General features: G+C 67.1%; 19 protein-coding genes and 1 tRNA gene. 9 read left to right on the top strand and 11 right to left on the bottom strand.

Annotation, left to right across the window (positions count from 1 at the left end; all coding sequences use genetic code 11):
• Positions 1–59: 59 nt before the first annotated feature.
• Positions 60–1,640, bottom strand: coding sequence for a murein biosynthesis integral membrane protein MurJ (gene murJ / locus BA899_RS07025; protein ID WP_159300170.1), 1,581 nt, complete (start codon positions 1,638–1,640; stop codon positions 60–62).
• Positions 1,641–1,704: 64 nt separating this feature from the next.
• Between murJ and rpsT the strand changes: the two genes are divergently transcribed.
• Complete coding sequence (rpsT, locus tag BA899_RS07020) at positions 1,705–1,968, top strand: 30S ribosomal protein S20 (RefSeq protein WP_110882968.1); 264 nt, start codon at positions 1,705–1,707, stop codon at positions 1,966–1,968.
• Here rpsT and proB read toward each other — a convergent pair whose 3' ends face one another.
• The 4 genes from proB to rplU form a co-directional block, all read right to left on the bottom strand.
• Positions 1,969–3,114, bottom strand: coding sequence for a glutamate 5-kinase (gene proB, locus BA899_RS07015; RefSeq protein ID WP_159300169.1), 1,146 nt, complete (start codon positions 3,112–3,114; stop codon positions 1,969–1,971).
• Positions 3,098–4,120 (bottom strand): Obg family GTPase CgtA, encoded by a 1,023-nt coding sequence (cgtA, locus tag BA899_RS07010; protein WP_159300168.1) that lies wholly within the window; start codon positions 4,118–4,120, stop codon positions 3,098–3,100. The genes proB and cgtA overlap by 17 nt, the downstream gene beginning before the upstream one ends.
• A gap of 73 nt (positions 4,121–4,193) precedes the next feature.
• Positions 4,194–4,454, bottom strand: coding sequence for a 50S ribosomal protein L27 (gene rpmA / locus BA899_RS07005; protein WP_110882965.1), 261 nt, complete (start codon positions 4,452–4,454; stop codon positions 4,194–4,196).
• A 28-nt stretch (positions 4,455–4,482) separates the two neighbouring features.
• Positions 4,483–4,797 (bottom strand): 50S ribosomal protein L21, encoded by a 315-nt coding sequence (gene rplU, locus BA899_RS07000; protein ID WP_144348056.1) that lies wholly within the window; start codon positions 4,795–4,797, stop codon positions 4,483–4,485.
• Positions 4,798–4,943: 146 nt separating this feature from the next.
• On the opposite strand from rplU, the gene BA899_RS06995 reads away from it, so the two are divergent.
• The 7 genes from BA899_RS06995 (at position 4,944) to yacG (ending at position 10,665) form a co-directional block, all read left to right on the top strand.
• The gene (locus BA899_RS06995) at positions 4,944–5,921 is read left to right on the top strand and encodes a polyprenyl synthetase family protein (RefSeq protein ID WP_159300167.1); all 978 of its coding nucleotides are present in this window, start codon (positions 4,944–4,946) and stop codon (positions 5,919–5,921) included.
• An 8-nt stretch (positions 5,922–5,929) separates the two neighbouring features.
• A tRNA-Pro gene (locus BA899_RS06990) sits at positions 5,930–6,006 on the top strand.
• A gap of 98 nt (positions 6,007–6,104) precedes the next feature.
• Positions 6,105–7,730, top strand: coding sequence for a GspE/PulE family protein (locus tag BA899_RS06985; RefSeq protein ID WP_159300166.1), 1,626 nt, complete (start codon positions 6,105–6,107; stop codon positions 7,728–7,730).
• Positions 7,730–8,947 (top strand): type II secretion system F family protein, encoded by a 1,218-nt coding sequence (locus tag BA899_RS06980; RefSeq protein WP_159300165.1) that lies wholly within the window; start codon positions 7,730–7,732, stop codon positions 8,945–8,947. Before BA899_RS06985 ends, BA899_RS06980 begins: the two co-directional genes overlap by 1 nt.
• Before the next feature lie 39 nt (positions 8,948–8,986).
• Positions 8,987–9,625, top strand: coding sequence for a dephospho-CoA kinase (gene coaE / locus BA899_RS06975; protein WP_159300164.1), 639 nt, complete (start codon positions 8,987–8,989; stop codon positions 9,623–9,625).
• Between the two features lie 64 nt (positions 9,626–9,689).
• A complete protein-coding gene (gene zapD, locus BA899_RS06970; RefSeq protein ID WP_235013319.1) occupies positions 9,690–10,478 on the top strand; it encodes a cell division protein ZapD in 789 nt (262 codons plus the stop codon).
• Positions 10,444–10,665: a DNA gyrase inhibitor YacG gene (gene yacG, locus BA899_RS06965; protein ID WP_148122764.1), complete on the top strand. Its 222-nt coding sequence runs from the start codon at positions 10,444–10,446 to the stop codon at positions 10,663–10,665. Before zapD ends, yacG begins: the two co-directional genes overlap by 35 nt.
• On the opposite strand, the gene BA899_RS06960 is transcribed toward yacG, so the two are convergent.
• Genes BA899_RS06960 through secA form a run of 3 tightly spaced genes read right to left on the bottom strand, consistent with a single transcriptional unit; the run spans position 10,608 to position 15,554 of the window.
• Positions 10,608–11,612, bottom strand: a complete 1,005-nt coding sequence (locus BA899_RS06960; protein WP_159300163.1) for a Nudix family hydrolase — start codon at positions 11,610–11,612, stop codon at positions 10,608–10,610. The genes yacG and BA899_RS06960 overlap by 58 nt on opposite strands.
• The gene (argJ, locus tag BA899_RS06955; protein ID WP_159300162.1) at positions 11,593–12,804 is read right to left on the bottom strand and encodes a bifunctional glutamate N-acetyltransferase/amino-acid acetyltransferase ArgJ; all 1,212 of its coding nucleotides are present in this window, start codon (positions 12,802–12,804) and stop codon (positions 11,593–11,595) included. The genes BA899_RS06960 and argJ overlap by 20 nt, the downstream gene beginning before the upstream one ends.
• 14 nt (positions 12,805–12,818) lie before the next feature.
• Positions 12,819–15,554: a preprotein translocase subunit SecA gene (gene secA / locus BA899_RS06950; RefSeq protein WP_159300161.1), complete on the bottom strand. Its 2,736-nt coding sequence runs from the start codon at positions 15,552–15,554 to the stop codon at positions 12,819–12,821.
• Positions 15,555–15,625: 71 nt separating this feature from the next.
• Between secA and BA899_RS06945 the strand changes: the two genes are divergently transcribed.
• Positions 15,626–16,093 carry a DciA family protein gene (locus BA899_RS06945; RefSeq protein WP_144348047.1) on the top strand — a complete coding sequence of 156 codons (468 nt, stop codon included), beginning with the start codon at positions 15,626–15,628 and terminating at the stop codon, positions 16,091–16,093.
• On the opposite strand, the gene lpxC is transcribed toward BA899_RS06945, so the two are convergent.
• The 3 genes from lpxC to ftsA all read right to left on the bottom strand — a co-directional run bounded on the left by lpxC (position 16,079) and on the right by ftsA (position 19,487).
• A complete protein-coding gene (gene lpxC, locus BA899_RS06940; protein WP_110882954.1) occupies positions 16,079–16,993 on the bottom strand; it encodes a UDP-3-O-acyl-N-acetylglucosamine deacetylase in 915 nt (304 codons plus the stop codon). The genes BA899_RS06945 and lpxC overlap by 15 nt on opposite strands.
• A gap of 75 nt (positions 16,994–17,068) precedes the next feature.
• Positions 17,069–18,223: a cell division protein FtsZ gene (gene ftsZ, locus BA899_RS06935; protein ID WP_144348046.1), complete on the bottom strand. Its 1,155-nt coding sequence runs from the start codon at positions 18,221–18,223 to the stop codon at positions 17,069–17,071.
• A 22-nt stretch (positions 18,224–18,245) separates the two neighbouring features.
• A complete protein-coding gene (gene ftsA / locus BA899_RS06930; protein ID WP_144348045.1) occupies positions 18,246–19,487 on the bottom strand; it encodes a cell division protein FtsA in 1,242 nt (413 codons plus the stop codon).
• Positions 19,488–19,489 lie beyond the last annotated feature (2 nt).

Raw genomic sequence — 19,489 nt, 5'->3', positions numbered from 1 at the left:
ATCCAACCCGATCATGATCAATTCGTAGTATACGGGAGCCGGTGGCCATCCAGCCATGTTCACGCCGGTGGCTCGCGGAACTCGCCCGGCCGCACGCCGAGCAGCCACAGCACCAGTCCATAGACCCCGGCGCCAAGCACGATCACGCCGGCCAGCCAGGCGATCCGCAACGGGGCGTCCAGGGCCAGCCACAGGGCGGGCTCCCCGGCCGCGGCCTGCAGGCTGAACGCCATCGCCAGCAGGGCCGCCAGGACTCGCCGGAACAACCGCCCCCAGCCGGGTAAGGGTTGATAAATGCCTTGCCGGCGCAGGCCCCGCAGCAGCAGGGCGGCGTTCACCCAGGCCGCGAGGCCCGTGGCCAGGGCCAGACCGGCATGGGCGATCCCCGTACCGATCAGCAGTGCCACCAGCGAGAGGCTGAGGACCATGTTGACGCCCATCGCGATGACCGCGCAGCGGACCGGTCCGCGGGTATCCTGACGCGAGAAGTAGCCGGGCACCAGGACCTTGACCAGTACGAAGCCGAAAAGCCCGATGCCATAGGCCATCAGACTCCAGTGAGCGGCCTCGACGTCAGCGGCGCCGAACTCGCCATAACCGAACAGGGTGGCCAGCAGCGGCGAGGCCAACGCGATCAGACCCAGGGTGGCCGGCGCAATGATCACCAACGCCAGCCGTAGCGCCCAGTCCAGCGTGGCATTGAAGCGCTCGGGACTGGCTTCGGCATGCTGGGCCGACAGCCGCGGCAGAATGACCGTGCCCAGCGCAATCCCGAATACCCCCAACGGAAACTCCATGAGCCGGTCCGACCAGTAGAGCCAGCTGATCGAGCCCACGATCAGGAATGACGCCAGGATGGTATCGAGCAGCAGGTTGATCTGCTGGACCGACGTACTGAAAAGCGTCGGCCCCATCAGGCGCAGGATCCGCCGCACCCCCGGGTCGGACCAGCGTGGCCAGGGTGCGGCCAGTACGCCGCGTCGCCACAGGAAAGGCAGCTGCACCGCGAGCTGCAGGGCGCCGGCCACCGGCACCGCCAGGGCCAGGGCCATGACCCCGACCTCAAGGCGTGGCGCCACACCAATGGCCGCCGCGATCAGGCACAGATTGAGCAGCACCGGCGCGAATGCCGGCGGACCGAAGGACTGGTAGGTATTGAGCACCGCTGCAGCGGCGGCGGTCAAGGCGATCAACAGCAGGTACGGAAACGTGAGCCGAAGCATTTCGGCAGTCAGAGCGAGCTGGTCGGGCTGATCGACAAACCCCGGTGCGAACACCCGCACAAGCACCGGCGAGCCCAGCATGGCGAGCCCCGTCATGACCAGCAGGATCACCGCCAGACAGCCGCTGACACGCCCGAGCAGCTGGCGCACCGCGGCATCCCCGCCGTGCTGGCGGGCGTCGGCCAGCACCGGGACGAAGGCCTGCTGGAAGGCGCCTTCGGCGAAGAGCCGGCGCAGGAAATTGGGGATCTTGAATGCCACGAAAAAGGCGTCCGTCGCCGCGGAGGGCCCGAAAATGACGCCCAGGACAATGTCCCGCGCCAGCCCCATGACCCGCGACACCAGCGTCCAGCTGCCGAACGTCATCACCGACTGCCAGAGCCTGGCTGCCGGCCTGATCGCTTTATGAGTTGACATTCGGGCGCTGCCTTCGCATATTACCGCTCTTTTCTCACGCTAAAGACTCAACAGGAGTAGCACGTTGGCCAATATCGCCTCCGCCCGCAAACGGGCCCGTCAGGCCGAACAGCAGCGCCGTCATAATCAGGCCCGCCGGTCGATGATGCGCAGCAAGCTCAAGCAGGTGACCAGCGCCGTTGCCAAGGGCGACAAGGCCGCTGCCGAGGCCGCCTACGCCGCTGCGGTGCCGGTGCTCGACCGCATGGCCACCCGGGGCGTCATCCACAAGAACAAGGCCGCCCGTCACAAAAGCCGGCTGGCCCAGCAGATCAAGCAGCTCGGCTAGTCATTCCGGCAGACGCACCGGGTCGGTCAGCACCAGATTGTCCCGGTGAATGAGTTCCGACTCGGCCAGATAGCCCAGAATCGATTCAATCGCGTTGCTCGGCTGACCCGCGATCCGCCGGGCCGCCGGTGCGTCGTAGTTGACCAGACCACGGGCGACTTCCTGACCCGCCGGGTCCAGACAGGCCACCATCTCGCCGCGGCGAAAACGCCCCTCCACGGCCGTGACGCCCACCGCCAGCAGGCTGCGGCCATGCCCACGCAGCACCGCGGCCGCGCCGGCATCCAACCATAACCGCCCACGGACCTGAAGCTGCCCGGCAATCCACTGCTTACGGGCCACAAGCGGTTCGCGGGACGGTTCCAGGCGTGTACCCACCGATTCGCCCGCGGCGATGCGCGTCAGCACATCCGCGGCACGCCCGGACGCAATCCGCGTCAGCGCACCGGCGCGCGCCGCCCGCCGGGCCGCGACCACCTTGGTGCGCATGCCACCACTGCCAAGCACCCCGGGGGCGTCGGAGCACAGGCGCTCGAGGGATTCATCCTCCGCCGCCGCCCGATCGATCAGCCGGGCGTCGGCATTCGCACGGGGGTCGGCATCGAACAGTCCGGCCTGATCGGTCAGGATCACCAGCTCGTCCGCCTCGACCAGGTTACTCACCAAGGCCGCGAGGGTGTCGTTGTCGCCAAAGCGGATCTCGTCGGTGGCGATGGTGTCGTTCTCATTGACCACGGGCACCACACCGAGCTCAAGCAGCGCGCGCAGCGTCACCCGGGCGTTGAGATAGCGCTTGCGATCGGCGAGGTCTTCGTGGGTCAGCAGGACCTGGGCGGTGCGCACGTCAAAGCGCTGAAACCCGCCTTCATAGGCCTGGACCAGCCCCATCTGGCCCACCGACGCCGCTGCCTGCAGCTGGTGCAGCGCGGCGGGGCGCTGATCCCAGCCGAGCCGCCGGACACCCTCGGCGATCGAGCCCGATGAGACCAGCACCACCTCGATCCCTTGGGCACGCGCCTCGACAATCTGGCGGACCCAGTCCTGGATCCGGTGATGATCCAGGCCACGACCGTTGTCGGTGACCAGCGCGCTGCCCACCTTGATCACCCACCGACGGCGGCGCTGCGGGTCAGGCCGGCTCATCATCGTCCTGCAGGGACTGCATCACCGCCTGGCACAGGGCATCCGTCCCCCAGCCGGTTTCCGCGGAGATCAGATACAGCGGGCCATCCCAGCCCAGCGACTCGCGCAGCGAGGCCACCACACCCGGGCGATCCTCCTCGGGGAACAGGTCGGCCTTGTTGACCACCAGCCAGCGGGGACGCTCGGCCAGGTCCTGTCCGTAGGCGGTCAGCTCGTCGGCGACAGTGCGCACATCCGCGGCCAGATCGCGGCCCTCGTAGATACCGGCGATATCCACCAGATGCAGCAACAGCCGGGTTCGGGCGAGATGGCGCAGAAACCGCGTGCCCAGCCCCGCCCCCTGGGCTGCGCCCTCGATGAGACCGGGGATATCCGCCACGGTAAAGCTGCTGCCCGGTCCAATGCGGACCACGCCGAGACCGGGGTGCAGGGTGGTGAACGGGTAGTCGGCCACCCGCGGGCGGGCTGCGGAAATGGCCCGCAGCAGGGTCGACTTGCCGGCATTGGGCAGGCCCAGCAGGCCCACATCCGCGAGCAGCTGCAGCTCAAGGGCCAGCTCCCGCCGCTCGCCCTCGGTGCCAGGGATCGCCCGCCGCGGCGCGCGGTTGGTCGCGCTCTTGAAGTGGACGTTGCCAAGACCGCCGCGGCCGCCCTCGGCGACGCACAGGCGTTTGCCATGGCCGGTGAGATCGCCGATGACCTCGTCGGTTTCCCGGTCCTTGACCAGTGTGCCGACGGGGACCGGGACGGTGACGTCCTCGCCGGAGCGGCCGGTTCGCTGCCGCCCCTGGCCGTCGTGACCCCGTTCGGCGCCAAACCGGCGCGAGTGCCGGAAATCGGCCAGCGTATTCAGTCCGGAGTCGGCCTCAAGCCAGACGCTGCCGCCATGCCCACCGTCACCGCCATCCGGTCCCCCGCGTGGGACGTATTTTTCGCGACGAAAGCTGACGCAGCCGTTGCCGCCGTCGCCGGCCGTCACGCGTATGCTCGCTTCGTCAACGAATTTCATGGGTTACCCAGGCGTCACCATCAAAAAGCCCCGCACGAGGCGGGGCCGTATCCGGGCAGACTGCCGGCCGCGCTCAGCCAGCCGGCTGAATGCTCACGACCCGGCGTTTCAGCGGGCCCTTGCGCGCGAACACGACATTGCCGTCGACCTTGGCGAACAGGGTGTGGTCATTACCGATCCCCACGTTCTGCCCGGCATGGAAGTGCGTGCCACGCTGGCGCACGATGATGCTGCCGGCGTTGACCGCCTGGCCGCCGAAGCGCTTCACGCCCAGCCGCTTGGAATGCGAATCACGGCCGTTGCGAGTACTGCCGCCTGCCTTTTTATGTGCCATTGCTGATCTCTCCGTTGCCGGGGGCTGACTAGCCCGCCTGAATACCGGTGATACGGACTTCGGTGTAGTGCTGACGATGGCCGTAATGACGCTGATAGTCCTGACGGCGCTTGAACTTGACCACCTCGATCTTGCGCGCCCGGCTCTGCGACACCACCTCGGCCGAGACGGCGCCGCCTTCAAGGCGCGGCGTCCCGACTTTGACATCGTCCCCGTCGGCCACGAGCAGAACCTCGTCGAAACTGACGGTCTCGCCGGCCTCGGCATTGATCTTCTCGACCCGCAGGAGATCGCCCTCAGCGACTCGATACTGCTTGCCACCCGACTTGATTACCGCGTACATCCGACCGACTCCAGAAGGTTGTTCCAAAACCGTGAGAGGATAGTCGGATTCGTCCCCGCGGTCAACGCGCCCGGCACGGCGCGCTTGACACCCCCATCGGGCCTTCCTAGCATCCTCCCACCACCCTCTCTCGAGATGCCATCCGAATGGAGATCGCCGCCATACGCAACCCCGTTGCGGACGACATGTCCGCGGTCGACGGGATCATCCAAGACCGGCTGCAGTCAGACGTCGCCCTGATCAACCAGCTCGGCCAGTACATCATCGGCGGTGGCGGCAAGCGGCTGCGCCCGATGGTCGCGCTTCTCATGGCGCGTGCCGCCGGCCACCCCGCTGATGACCACCGCCACGCCCTGCTGGGTGCAACGCTGGAGCTCATCCACACCGCGACCCTGCTGCACGACGACGTAGTCGACGAGTCCGCGGTGCGACGGGGGCGTGACACGGCCAATCAGATATGGGGCAACGAGGCGAGTGTGCTGGTGGGGGATTTCCTCTATACCCGCGCCTTTGAAATGATGGTGGAGCTCGACGACATGGCGGTGATGTCCCTGTTCTCGCGGACCACCAACCGCATCGCCGAGGGCGAGGTCATGCAGCTCATGCACGTCCACGACCCCGACGTGACCGAGGCGCGCTACCAGCAGGTGATCGACCGCAAGACGGCGGTGCTGTTCGAGGCCGGCTGCCAGCTGGCGGTCGAAATCAACCACCCCACCGACACCGCCCGACTGCAGGCGGCCGCCGCCTACGGCCATCACCTGGGGATCGCCTTCCAGCTCGCCGATGACGCCCTCGACTACGACGGCGATGCCGCCACCATTGGCAAGAACATTGGCGATGACCTGGCGGAGGGCAAGCCGACGCTGCCGCTGATCCACTGCATGGCGAATGCCGGGGCCGATGACCGTGGCATCGTCCGCGATGCGATTGAAAACGGGGGCCGGGAGGATATCGACGCCGTGGTGGCGGCGATTGCGCGCACCGGCTCGATTACCTATACTCGCAGGCTTGCGGAACGGGAGGCCGACCAGGCCATCGAAGCGCTTGACGCGCTCGAGCAAAGCCGGTTCCGTAAAGCGCTCGGTCGTCTCGCCGCATTCGCCGTCGGCCGCGACTACTGATCGACAGTCGGAGTATAGCTCAGCTTGGTAGAGCGCTGCCTTCGGGAGGCAGAGGTCGTAGGTTCGAATCCTGCTACTCCGACCACTTTCCCCACCTGACTCCCTATTCTGTGATCCGGTCCGCGGTCCGCGGGTCCGCAGTTCTTCGATCATGCCCCTCCCAGACGCTTCGGGAGAGGCCCCATGGAATCCGCCGATCGGCGTCCCGCCCTGGCTCGACGGCTCGTCGACTGGGCCGCCCTGACCCCTGAGACCGCCGACCGACTGGTCGCCGACTCGCGTCGATCCGGACGGCCACTGGTCCAGCAGCTGCTGGATAGCGATGCGCTGGCGCCGGCCGTCATCGCCGAGGCGGCATCGTTGGTATTCGGTATCGAGCGGGTCACCGAGCAGGGCCTTGAACCCGTCCCCGAGCTGCTCGACCGGGTGGACCCCGATCTCATCCAGCGCCATCACGCGCTACCACTGCGCTGGCGTGACGGGGTCCTGCAGATCGCGGTCTCCGACCCCGCCAATACCGCGGCGCTGGACGAGCTGCGATTTCACGCCGGTCTGCCGGTGGCGCCGGTGCTGGCCGATGACGACCACCTCACGGCAAGCATCCGGCGCCTTACCGGCGGTGTCAGCGGCGCTGCCGACGAGCTGGTCACGGCCGCCCGCGCCGAAGCTGTCCGCGATGCGCCGGCACCGGATGGCGAGGATGACACCCCGGTGATCCGCTATATCAACGAGCTGCTGCGGCGCGCGATCCGCGAACAGGCATCGGATATCCATCTCGAGCCCTTCGAAACCCACTGCCGCGTGCGGTTTCGCCACGATGGCATCCTCCAGGAGGCCACCCGGCCACCGCGCGACATGGCCGACCGACTCGCCGCCCGCATCAAGGTCATGGCGCGCATGGATATCGCCGAGCGACGCCTGCCCCAGGATGGCCGGCTGCGGCTCGATACCGATTCCGGTGGCGTCGATTTCCGCGTCAGCACCGTGCCGACGCTGTTTGGCGAAAAGCTCGTGCTGCGCCTGCTTGACGCCACCGCGACATCGCTCGACCTCGAGCGCCTGGGTATGGAGCCCGATCAGCTCGCGGTCTACCGGGCCGCCATCGAACGTCCCCATGGCATGATCCTCGTCACCGGGCCCACCGGCTCGGGGAAAACGGTGACGCTGTACAGCGCCCTGCAACAGCTCAACCAGAGCACCCGCAACATCCTCAGCGTCGAGGACCCGGTCGAGATCAAACTCCCCGGCGTCAACCAGATCGGCGTCAACCACCGCATCGGACTCGACTTTCCGCATCTGCTGCGGGCGTTCCTGCGCCAGGATCCGGACGTCATCATGGTGGGCGAGATCCGCGACCGCGAGACCGCCGAAATCGCCATCAAGGCCGCCCAGACCGGGCATCTCGTGCTCTCGACCCTGCATACGAATAATGCGGCCGGGGCGATCACGCGGCTCATCAACATGGGCATCCCGCGCTGGAGTATCGCCGCATCGGTCATCCTGATCAGTGCCCAGCGGCTGATCCGTCAGCTCTGCCCGCACTGCCGGCGACCCGCCACTACGCCGGCGGGATTCCACGAGCCCGGCGGCTGCCCGCGCTGCCATCACGGCTACAAGGGCCGCATCGGCATTCACGAACTCCTGCCCATGACCGATGCGCTGAGCGAGGGACTCCTCGAGGCGGATGCCGACACCGGGCTTTCGACACCGCCGGCGCCCGCCGCCCGACAGAGCCTTCGGGATGCCGGCTGGGCCAAGGCCGCGCGGGGACTCACCAGTGCCGGCGAGATCGATCGGGTCACCCGCTGATGGGCAGGGTAAGGGCATTTTTATGGCATGGGCGGGATATTGATGGTCGTCGGCGCGGCGGCTTCACGCCTGCCGGCGACGTCGAACAGCTGCGCCGCTGGCTCGGCACGCGCGGGCTGGCGCTGGGCGGATCCGTGCGGGTTCCAGCCGGGCTCGAGCGCCTGTTCGTGTCACAGACGCCACAGGCCAATGACCGTCAGATCAATGCCCTGCTGCGCCAGCTGGCCACACTGAGCCGCGCCGGTGTGCCGCTCATCGACGCGGTCACACTCATCGCCCGCGAGGAAAAGCATGCCGGGCTGCGACGTCTGGCCGACGCGCTTCGCGAAGCCATCGCCGCCGGCACACCGCTGTCGATCGCGCTGGCGGACCATCCCCGGCATTTCGATCCGCTGATCTGCGGCCTGGTCCGCGCCGGCGAGCAGTCGGGACAACTGGACACACTGCTCGAGCGGATCGCCAGTGATCGCGAGCGTGCCGAAGCCCTGCGTCATCGGTTGCGCCACGCCATGCTCTACCCCGGCATCGTGCTGCTCGTGGCACTGGCGGTCAGCACAGCGCTGTTGATGTTCGTCGTGCCGCGGTTCGAGTCCCTTTTCAACGGGTTCGGCGCCGAGCTGCCGAGCTTTACCCGTCAGGTGATCGGGCTCTCGGACTGGCTGCGCGGTAACGGCTGGCCGGCGCTGTTGGCGGCACTGGGCGCCGTACCGGCGATGCTGGCACTGACACGCCGCTACCCCGCCGTCCGCGAGGTCGGCGACCGGATCAAGCTCGCGATGCCAGTCACCGGCGGCCTCATCGCCGGCGCCGAAACCGTCCGCTTCGCCCGCACCCTGGCCCTGCTTATGGAGGCCGGCGCTCCATTGGCCGAGGCCCTGCCGACGGTTGCCGATACCCTCGGCACCCGGCCTTACAAGCGGGCGGTCCGACGCATGGGTGAAGACCTGCGGGATGGGCGTTCCCTGGCCTTTGCCATCGAGCGCACACGCTGCTTTGCCGCCACCACCACGCGGATGATCGCCACCGGTGAGGCCGCCGGACGTCTGCCCGCAGTGCTCGAGCGCATTGCCGATCGCCGCGACGCTGAGGTGCGTCAGGGCGTAGATACGCTGGGCAGCACCCTCGAGCCGCTCATCATGAGCTTCCTCGGGCTTCTGGTCGGGGGGCTGGTGCTGGCGCTCTACCTGCCGGTCTTCCAGCTCGGATCGGTTATCTGAAAGCAGCCATCAACGCCGTTGAGGGATTAGACTGTCGCCATGGAAGCGACACAGCCCACCCGGAACCACCGCCCGAATCTGGTCGTTGGACTGACCGGGGGGATTGCCAGCGGCAAGACCGCCGTCAGCCGGCGCTTCGAGGCGCAGGGTGCCGCCGTCATCGACACCGATGTCCTCGCCCGGGCGGTGGTCGAACCCGGCACCGACGGGCTGAACGCGGTGCGCGAGCGCTTTGGCGACGCCGTCATCGATACCGATGGCCAGCTCGATCGGGGCGCCCTGCGGGCACGGATATTCGCCGATCCCGACGCCCGGCGCGACCTTGAGGCAATCACCCATCCACGGATCCGCCGGGCCGTCGCCCGGGCGCTGGCAGCCGTTCAGGCGCCCTATGCCATGCTCGTCGTGCCGCTGCTGGTCGAAGCCGGATGGACCGATCTCATGGACCGGGTCCTGGTGGTTGATGCACCGCCGGCGCAGCAGCGCGAGCGACTCATGGCGCGCGACGGCGCATCCCGCGCCGAAGCCGAGCGCATTCTCGCCAGTCAGGCGTCCCGCGACGCCCGGCTTGCCATCGCTGATGATGTCATTCACAACGATGCCGATCCCGCCGCCCTGGACACCCGGGTGGCCACCCTGCATGCGCAGTATTGCCGGCAGGCGGGCAATGCGGTCTGAACGGGTGGTTTTGTGCAGGCCGGCCTTCTGGGTGACAATCAATCACGAATAACAGGGGGCAGGCGTGGACACCACCAGCAGCGGCACCGATTTGATGATCTATGAGTATCCGCTCAACGAGCGGATGCGCACCTTCCTGCGGCTGGAATTTCTGTTCAAGAACCTGCGGTTCGGGCGCTCCGGCGACAGCCCCTGGCATACGCGTGCCGCCGTGGACGCCCTGCTCGACATCACCGCGCTGCTCACCCGCAGTGATGTCCGCTCGGAGCTGCAGAAAGAGCTTGAACGCATCCTCGCCAGTCTCGAGAAGCTACAGGCCCGTCCCGAAGTGGATGAACGCCGGCTCGAGCCGGTACTGGCCGAGTGCCGGGATGTTGCCACCGAACTGCGGGAAGCGCCCACCGGCATCCCCGCCATCGTCCGCAACAATGAATTCCTGACCAGCATCGAACAGCGCGCCGGCGTACCGGGCGGGACCTGCGCCTTCGATCTACCCGGCTACCACCTATGGCTCGAGAGCGACAGCGCCCACCGTCGGGACCTGCTCGAGCAGTGGCACGGCGCGTTCCGACTCATGGACCAGGGCACGGCGCTGGTGCTGCGGCTGCTGCGCGAAAGCGCCGATCCGGTGGACGAGGTGGCCGACAGCGGCAGTTTCCAGGCGAGTCTGGACCGTGCGACGCCCTATCAGATGCTTCGGGTGCGGCTGCCACGCTCGATCCAGTGCTATCCTGAGGTCAGCGGCAGCCGACATTTCTGCAACATCCGTTTCCTCGAACAGCCCGTGCAGGGCGAACGTCCTCAGCAGGTGAACGACGATGTCTCATTCATCCTTGAGCGCTGTGCGATCTGACACACCCCCCAGCGTTTCCTGCCCGCAGTGCGGCAGACCAGTCGCTTGGACGGCGGAATCCACCTATCGGCCGTTCTGTTCGCGTCGCTGCCGGATGATTGATCTGGGCGACTGGCTTGACGAGCGTCATCAGATCCCGGGCGAGCCCGCCATGCCGGATGGTGACGACGAAGACGCCGACGCCTGACCCCACCACCCCGATATACCGGCGGCGCCCTGCCCGCCGCGGGCCCGGGCGATCGCCGCATCACCGGGCTGCAGGCCGCCAAGCGCGTACACGGGCAGCGTCGCGTCCGCCACCCACTGCGCGAACGTGTCCCAGCCAAGTGGCGCCGCATCGGGATGACTCGCGGTGGGCTGGACCGGGCTGAGAACGGCGAAGTCCGCACCGCATGCCGCGGCCTGCCGGAGCGCCTCGGGGCTGTGGCATGAGGCCGCCACGCGATAGTCCGCGGGCAGTGGCCGGGATGGGCACGCGGCCAGCTGAGCGGCATTCATATGCAGTCCGGCAGCCCCGATCTCACGAACCTCGGCGGCGGTCCCGTTGATCATCAGCGACGCGCCCGCGGCCTGGCAGCGTGCCAGCGCCTCCCGCGCGAGGGCCCGCCTTGCCGCTGCGTCCAGGCGGACGCGGAATGCGATCATGGTGGCACCCGCCGCCAGTGTCCGGTCGAGTGCCATCAACCACTCGGCCGGATCGTCACAGTCGCGGCTGATCACGTAATGGCGGGGCAACTGAAGCGCAGTGATGATGGGTCGGTTGGCCACCGGAAACTCGGCGGGCTCGAGGGCTTCGGGGGCCAGCCAGCGCAGGGGCTGGCCTTCGCGGCCGGTCGGCGTGCCGCGCCACTCCACCGCGCGGACCTGCAGCCGCACCCGACGATCGGCATAGTCATGGGCGATCTCGATGAGGGGTTCGGTGTCCAGCACCTGGATACCCAGCTCCTCATCGAGTTCACGGGCCAGCGCCGCCTCCACCGACTCGCCGGCATCGACCTTGCCACCGGGAAACTCCCAGCGCTCACCCTGATGGCGATGGGCGGCGCGCCGGCTGATCAGGACCCGGCCCCGATGGTCGCGGATCACGCCCACCGCCACCGACAGCCGGGTCCGGTCAGCTGCGGTACTCGGCATTGATGCGGACGTAGTCGTAGGAGAAGTCACAGGTCCAGACCGTCGCGGCCTGCCCGCCGCGGTCCAGATCGATGACCACCGGGACATGGTCGGCCGCCATGCGACGGGCGGCCAGCGCCTCGTCGTAGTCCGGACTCAACCCGCCGTCGGCGACGATGGGGCAGTCATCGATGGCGATGCGCACGCGTTCGACGTCCAGGTCCTCCACCCCGGCACGCCCTACGGCGGCCAGGATCCGGCCCCAGTTGGGATCGGCGGCGAACAGTGCGGTCTTGAACAGGGGCGATTCGGCGACGCTGAAGGCGACCCGCTCAGCCTCGCCAATACTCCGTGCACCAGTCACCTGAATCGCCGCATCCCGTGTCGCTCCCTCGCCGTCGGCGACGATCTCCCGCGCCAGTGCGGTACACAGGTCGGTCAGGGCCTCGGCAAACAGCTGGCGGTCGCTGTCCGCCTCCAGGGCCACCCCACTGGCACCCGTAGCCATCAACATGCAGGCATCGTTGGTGGATGTATCACCGTCAACGGTGATGCGGTTGAAGCTGACCGCCACCGCCCCGCGCAGAAGCTGGCGCAGCGCCGCGGTGGAGATCTGCGCATCCGTGGCGACATACGCGAGCATGGTCGCCATGTCCGGCCGGATCATCCCCGATCCCTTGGCAATGCCGGTGAGCGTGATCTCGCCACCGCTCAGGGCAAGCCGCTGACTGCGTCCCTTGGGACGCGTGTCGGTGGTGCGTATGGCATCGGCGGCCAGCGCCCAATGATCGGGCTGCAGGCCCTCGAGCGCGGCGGGCAGGGCGGCATCGATGCGCGCCGCGGGCAGGGGCTCGCCAATGACGCCGGTGGAAAACGGAATGACCTGACTCGCGCGGCAGCCGGCGTGCCCGGCCAGGGCGGCGCAGTTCTGTCGGGCGGCCTGATCGCCGGCCGGGCCCGTGCCGGCATTAGCATTCCCGGTATTGATCAGCAGGTAACGCGGCTGGTCATCACGCAGGTTGCTTTCAGCGAGTCGCACCGGCGCGGCGCGGAACAGATTGCGGGTGAAGACCCCGGCCACCCGGGTACCGGGCTGCAGGGCCATCACCACCAGATCATTGGCGCCGGCCTTGCGGACGCCGGCCTCGGCCACGCCCAGCTGAACCCCGGCGACGGGATGCAGGCGCGGTAACTCGGACTGGGCAACGGCCATCGTGGATGTCCCCGCTACAGCCGGCCGTGACAGTGCTTGTACTTCTTGCCCGAACCGCAGGGGCAGGCCTCGTTGCGACCGACCTTGCGCTCACCACGCACGAAGGGCTGACGATCCGCGTCCGTCCCGCCCTCATCGGCAGCCGCCGCCGGCGCCGTACCAGCGCCCTGCAGGGCACTCGCCTGGGCATGCTCGAACTGCATGGCCCGGGCACGCTCCGCCTCCCGCTGGCTGTCCGCCGCCTCGGCATCTTCGGGGCTGCGCACGTTGACGTTGAACAGAATGCGGATCGTCTCGCGCTTGATGCCGTCGAGCATCTCCTGGAACATCTGGAAGGCTTCTTTCTTGAACTCCTGCTTGGGATTGCGCTGCGCCATCCCGCGGAGCCCGATGCCCTGGCGCATGAAGTCCATGGCGGCCAGATGCTCTTTCCACTGGTTGTCGAGGACCTGCAGGAGAAAGCTTTTCTCGACCTCGCGCATGTTCACGCCAATGGCCTTCACCGCTTCTTCCTTTTCGCGATAGCGCTCGACGACCGCCTGCTGCAACCGCTCGAGCACGCCCTCACGATCCAGCTCGTCCTCTTCCTCCAGCCACTGCGCCACCGGCAGCGTCACGCCGAACTGGCCCTGCAGGGCCTCCTCGAGGGCCGGAATATCCCACTGATCATCAATGGTGCCCGGCGGCATGTGGGTATCGAGCAGCTCCGAGAGGACATCGTTCTGCATGTCAACGATGGTTCCGGAAATATCATCGGAGACCAGCAGCTCATTGCGCTGAGCATAGACGACGCTGCGCTGGTCGTTGGCCACATCGTCGAACTCGAGCAGGTGCTTGCGCATGTCGAAGTTGTGCGCCTCGACCTTGCGCTGGGCGTTCTCGATCACCCGCGAGACCATGCCGCTCTCGATGGCTTCGCCTTCCTGCATACCCAGGCGCTGCATCATCCCGGAGACTCTCTCCGAGGCAAAGATCCGCAGCAGGCTGTCATCCAGTGACAGGAAAAAGCGCGTCGATCCCGGATCGCCCTGACGACCGGAGCGACCCCGCAGCTGGTTGTCGATGCGCCGTGACTCGTGGCGCTCGGTGCCGATCACATGCAGCCCGCCGGCCTCGATGACCCGGTCATGACGCGCCTGCCAGTCACGCCGCAGTGCCTCACGCTGCGACTCGTCGGCCTCGGCGCCGAGCTCGGCCAGCTCGACATCCAGATTGCCGCCCAGCACGATGTCAGTGCCACGACCGGCCATGTTGGTCGCGATGGTCACGGCGCCCGGCTGACCGGCCTCGGCAATAATGCCGGCCTCGCGCTCGTTTTCCTTGGCGTTGAGCACCTCGTGGGCGATGTCCGCCTTGCGCAGGGCGCCGGAGATCAGCTCCGAGCTCTCGATGGAGGTCGTGCCCACCAGCACCGGCTGGCCCCCCGCGTTGCAGTCCTTGATGTCGTCAACGATCGCCTGGTATTTGTCATCCTCGTTAAGGAACACCAGATCATGATGATCCTTGCGCACCATTGGCCGATGCGTCGGGATGACCGCCACCTCCAGGCCATAGATGTGCTGAAACTCGTACGCCTCGGTGTCGGCCGTACCGGTCATCCCGGAGAGCTTGTCGTAGAGGCGGAAGAAGTTCTGGAACGTAATCGAGGCGAGGGTCTGGTTTTCGGCTTGGATCTCGACGCCTTCCTTGGCCTCAATGGCCTGGTGCAGCCCCTCGGACCAGCGCCGCCCGGGCATGGCCCGGCCGGTGAACTCGTCGACGATGACGATCTGACCATCCCGGACCAGATAGTGGACATCGCGCTGGAACAGCACCTGAGCGCGCAATGCGGCATTGAGGTGATGGACCATGACGATGTTGCGGGCGTCGTACAGGCTTTCACCCTCGTTCAGCAGGCCAGCCTCCTGCAGCAGGGCCTCGGCCCGCTCCTGGCCCGACTCGGTCAGAAAGGCCTGACGGGCCTTCTCGTCGAGGTAGTAATCCCCCGGGCCGTCTTCCTCTTCCTGAGCTTCGAGCGCCGGCACGATCCGGTTCATGCTCACGTACAGGTCGCTCGACTGCTCGGCCTTACCGGAGATGATGAGTGGCGTGCGCGCCTCGTCGATGAGGATCGAGTCGACCTCGTCGACGATGGCGAAATGCCGGCCGCGCTGCATCTGATCCTCGGCCCGAAGCGCCATGTTGTCGCGCAGATAGTCGAAGCCGAACTCGTTGTTCGTGCCGTAGGTGATATCGGCCTGATAGGCGGCGCGCTTGGTCTCGCCGTCCATGCCGGGCACGACGACGCCCACCTCCAGGCCGAGGAAGCGGTAGAGCCGCCCCATCCACTCGGCATCACGCCGCGCGAGATAATCATTGACGGTGATGATGTGCACACCCTCACCGGACAGGGCGTTGAGGTAGGCCGCGAGGGTGGCCACCAGGGTCTTACCTTCACCGGTCTTCATCTCGGCGATGCGGCCCTGATGCAGGACGATCCCACCGATGAGCTGGACGTCGAAATGGCGCAGGCCGAGGACGCGCTGGGCCGCTTCCCGGACCACCGCAAAGGCATCGGGCAGGAGACTGTCCAGGCGCTCGCCGCCATTCAGCCGCTCACGCAGACTGTCCGTCATGCCCTGCAGCGCATCGTCCGACAATGCCTGCATGGTCGGTTCCAGGGCGTTGATGCGGGTGACCTGACGACGCAGCCGTTTGACCAGACGGTCGTTGCGGGTGCCAAGGACCTTTTTTGCGATTCCGCTGAGCATGCCGATCCAATGCGCTTTAGAATGAACGCATCACTATAGCGCATCGGACGCGGGAAAATCAGGAGTCGGCGATGAGCGAGCGCAGGGCCGGCGGCCCCGGCCGCCTACAGGGAATCATGCGGCGATCGAGCAGCGACATGAAGGCCATCCGGCGCCAGACCGCCCTGCTCGAGCGGGCGACGCGCACACTCAACGGCGCCCTGCCCGGGCGCCTGCACGGCCACTGGCAGGTCGCCGCCCTGTCCACCGATGCGCTGATCGTGACCGCCGAGAGCTCGGCATGGGCGACGCCGCTGCGCGCCTATCAATCGGCGCTGCTGGCTACGGCCGGCGAATCCCTGGGGGTGCGGCCGGCCCGACTGCAGATCCGCCTGGCCACACCTCCCCCGGCGAGACCGCCGCGGCGTCGGAGTGCCACCCTGAGCGATGAGACGGCCCGGCACCTGGAATCCGCCGCCCGCGGCATGGACGACGAGCGTCTCGCCGAGTCGCTGCGACGCCTGGCCTCACGCCGTCGCGGCGCCTCAGGTGACGGGTAGCGGCTGATCGTAGGTGATCGGCGCCACCTCGTCGCCCTCGAAGGTCACCTCTTCCCAGGCATCGCGTTCGACCAGCAGCTTGCGCAGCAGTCGATTGTTGAGCTCGTGGCCCGACTTGTAGCCGTGAAAGGCGCCGATCAGGCTGCGGTTGAGCTGATAGAGATCGCCGATGGCATCCAGGATCTTATGCTTGGCGAACTCATTCTGGTACCGCAGGCCATCCTCGTTGAGCACCCGGTAGTCATCGACCACGATGGCATTGTCGAGACTGCCCCCCAGCGCGAGGTTGTTCTGGCGCAGGTACTCGATGTCGCGCATGAAGCCGAAGGTACGGGCGCGGCTGACCTCCTTGACGAACGAGGTGGATGAGAAGTCGACCTCGGCCGTGCGCTCGCCGGCCCGGAACACCGGGTGATCGAACTCGAGGGTGTAACTCACCTTGAAGCCGTCATGAGGCGCGAAACTGACGCGCTTGCCGTCCGGCTCCTCGATGGTCAGCGGGCGGGTGATGCGCACGAACCGCTTGGGAGCGGCCTGCTCAAGGGTCCCGGCCGAGCGGATCAGAAACACGAAGGGCCCGGCACTGCCGTCCATGATCGGCACTTCCGGTGCCGAGAGGTCGATGTAGGCATTGTCGATGCCCAGCCCCGCCATGGCCGAGAGCAGATGCTCGACCGTGGCGACACGCACGCCATCCCGGCTCAGACAGGTCGAGAGCACGGTATCGGCCACATTCTCCGGATCGGCGGCAATCTCGACGACCGGGTCAAGGTCGATCCGACAGAAGCGGATGCCGGTATTGGCCGGTGCCGGGCGCAGGGTCAGGTAGACCTTCTCCCCCGTGTGGAGCCCGACACCGGTCGCCCGGATGCTGTTTTTGAGCGTGCGTTGTCGAATCATCAACCCTGTCCAGAAAAGTGCGCGGCAAATTAGCGTTGCAGCATAGCAGAAACCCGGCCCACCCGGCAGGCTCGGTCAGTCGGCCTGGCGGCGGAGAAATGCCGGAATATCCAGGTATTCCATGTCGCTACCCGCTGCGGCGGCATTGCTGCCGTTGGCACTCCACTGACGGGCGGCCGGCCGTTCGGGGGTCTCGCTGGCCGGATCACCACTCGCCGCCTTCCGCGGAACCAGCCGTGCGGCCGGCGCCGCCTCGGGCTCCTGCGCCGGGCGATCAGCGGCCAGGCCGGTCGCCACCACCGTGACCCGGATCTCGCCCTCGAGCTCGGGATCGATCACGGTGCCCACCACGACGGTCGCCTCGTCCGAGGCAAACTCCTTGACGGCATTACCCACTTCATCGAACTCGCCGATGGACAGGTCCAGCCCCGCGGTCACATTCACCAGCACGCCATTGGCGCCGGCGATATTGGCATCCTCGAGCAGCGGGCAGGCAATGGCCCGTTCCGCGGCCTCGCGCGCCCGGCCCTCGCCGCTGGACTCACCGGATCCCATCACCGCCATGCCCATCTCGGACATCACCGTGCGCACGTCAGCGAAGTCGACGTTGATCAGGCCGGGGCGTGTGATCAGCTCGGCAATGCCCTTGACGGCCCCGAGCAGGACATCGTTGGCCGACTTGAACGCGTTCAGCAGCGTCAGCTCCTGACCCAGCACCGCAAGCAGCTTTTCGTTGGGGATGGTGATCAGCGAGTCGACCTCACGCTCGAGCTCGCGGATCCCCTCCTCGGCCACGCTCATGCGCTTCTTGCCCTCGAACGGGAACGGCTTGGTGACCACGGCCACCGTCAGCACGCCCATTTCGCGGGCGATCTGCGCCACCACCGGCGCCGCCCCGGTGCCGGTCCCGCCGCCCATGCCGGCGGTGATGAACACCATGTCGGCGCCTTCCAGCACCTCGGCGATCCGCTCCCGGTCGTGATCGGCGGCCTCGCGGCCGACCTGCGGATGGGCCCCGGCGCCCAGCCCCTTGGTGATGCCCTGACCCAGCTGCAGCGTGGTCCGGGCCGAGCTGTTACGCAGTGCCTGGGCATCGGTGTTGGCGCAGATGAAATCCACCCCGTCCACATCGGCGGCCACCATGTGCTGCACGGCGTTGCCGCCGCCACCGCCGACGCCGACGACCTTGATGACCGCATTCTGGTTGTAGCTATCCATTAACTCGAACATTGCTTCACCCTCCGTCGATGAATCAGAAATTTCCCTTGAACCAGTCCCTCATCCGGCCCCATACCGCCGTGAAGCCCTGGGCTCCGCCGGCTGAGAGTTCCGGACGCGATTCGTCACGGTGTTGCCAGCCGCCATGCAGCAGACCGACGCCCGTGGAGTAGATGGGGTTGCGGACGACATCCGTCAGCCCCGTCATGTGTTGCGGTAGCCCCAGACGCACCGGGGTGTGGAAGACCTCCTCAGCGAGATCCACCGCGCCTTCCATCTTCGAGCTGCCGCCGGTCAGCACGACGCCGGCGGCAATCAGATCCTCGAACCCACTCCGCCGGAGTTCCGCCTGGACCAGCGTCATGAGCTCCTCGTAGCGGGGCTCGACGACCTCGGCAAGGGTCTGGCGGGACAGCCGCCGCGGCGGGCGATCTCCCACCGAGGCCACCTCGATGGTCTCGTTACTGGTCGCAAGCTGGGACAGTGCGCAGGCGTAGCGCATCTTGATGTCCTCGGCGTGCTGGGTGGGCGTGCGCAGCGCCACCGCAATGTCGTTGGTGACCTGGTCGCCGGCAATGGGAATCACCGCGGTATGACGGATGGCGCCATCGGTGAATACCGCGATGTCGGTGGTGCCGCCGCCGATGTCCACCAGACAGACGCCCAGTTCCTTTTCGTCCTCGGTCAGCACGGCGTGGCTCGATGCCAGCTGCTCGAGGATCACATCGTCCACCTCAAGCCCACAGCGCCGGATGCACTTGACGATGTTCTGGGCGGCGCTGACCGCACCGGTCACCATGTGGACCTTGGCCTCGAGACGCACACCGGACATCCCCACCGGTTCCCGGACGCCTTCCTGGCTGTCGATGATGTACTCCTGCGGCAGGGTGTGGAGGATCTCCTGATCCGCGGGAATGGCCACGGCCCGCGCCGCGTCGAGGACCCGCTCGACATCGCTGCGGGTCACCTCACGGTCCTTGATGGCGACGATGCCGTGGGAGTTGAGCGAGCGCACATGGCTGCCGGCGATGCCCACATAGACCGAGTGGATCTGGCAGCCGGCCATGAGCTCGGCCTCCTCCACCGCACGCTGGATGGACTGGACCGTGGACTCGATATTGACCACGACGCCCTTTTTCAGGCCCCGCGAGCGGTGCGAACCGATGCCGATCACCTCGACATCGCCGCCCGCCTGCATCTCACCCACAATCGCCACGACCTTCGAGGTGCCGATATCCAGGCCCACCAGCAGATTGCGTTCCTGTTTTCTTGTCATTG

The organism is Spiribacter sp. SSL99 (assembly GCF_009805925.1).
Taxonomy (GTDB): Bacteria; Pseudomonadota; Gammaproteobacteria; order Nitrococcales; family Nitrococcaceae; genus Spiribacter; species Spiribacter roseus.
This window is presented reverse-complemented; position numbering and strand designations above follow the sequence as displayed.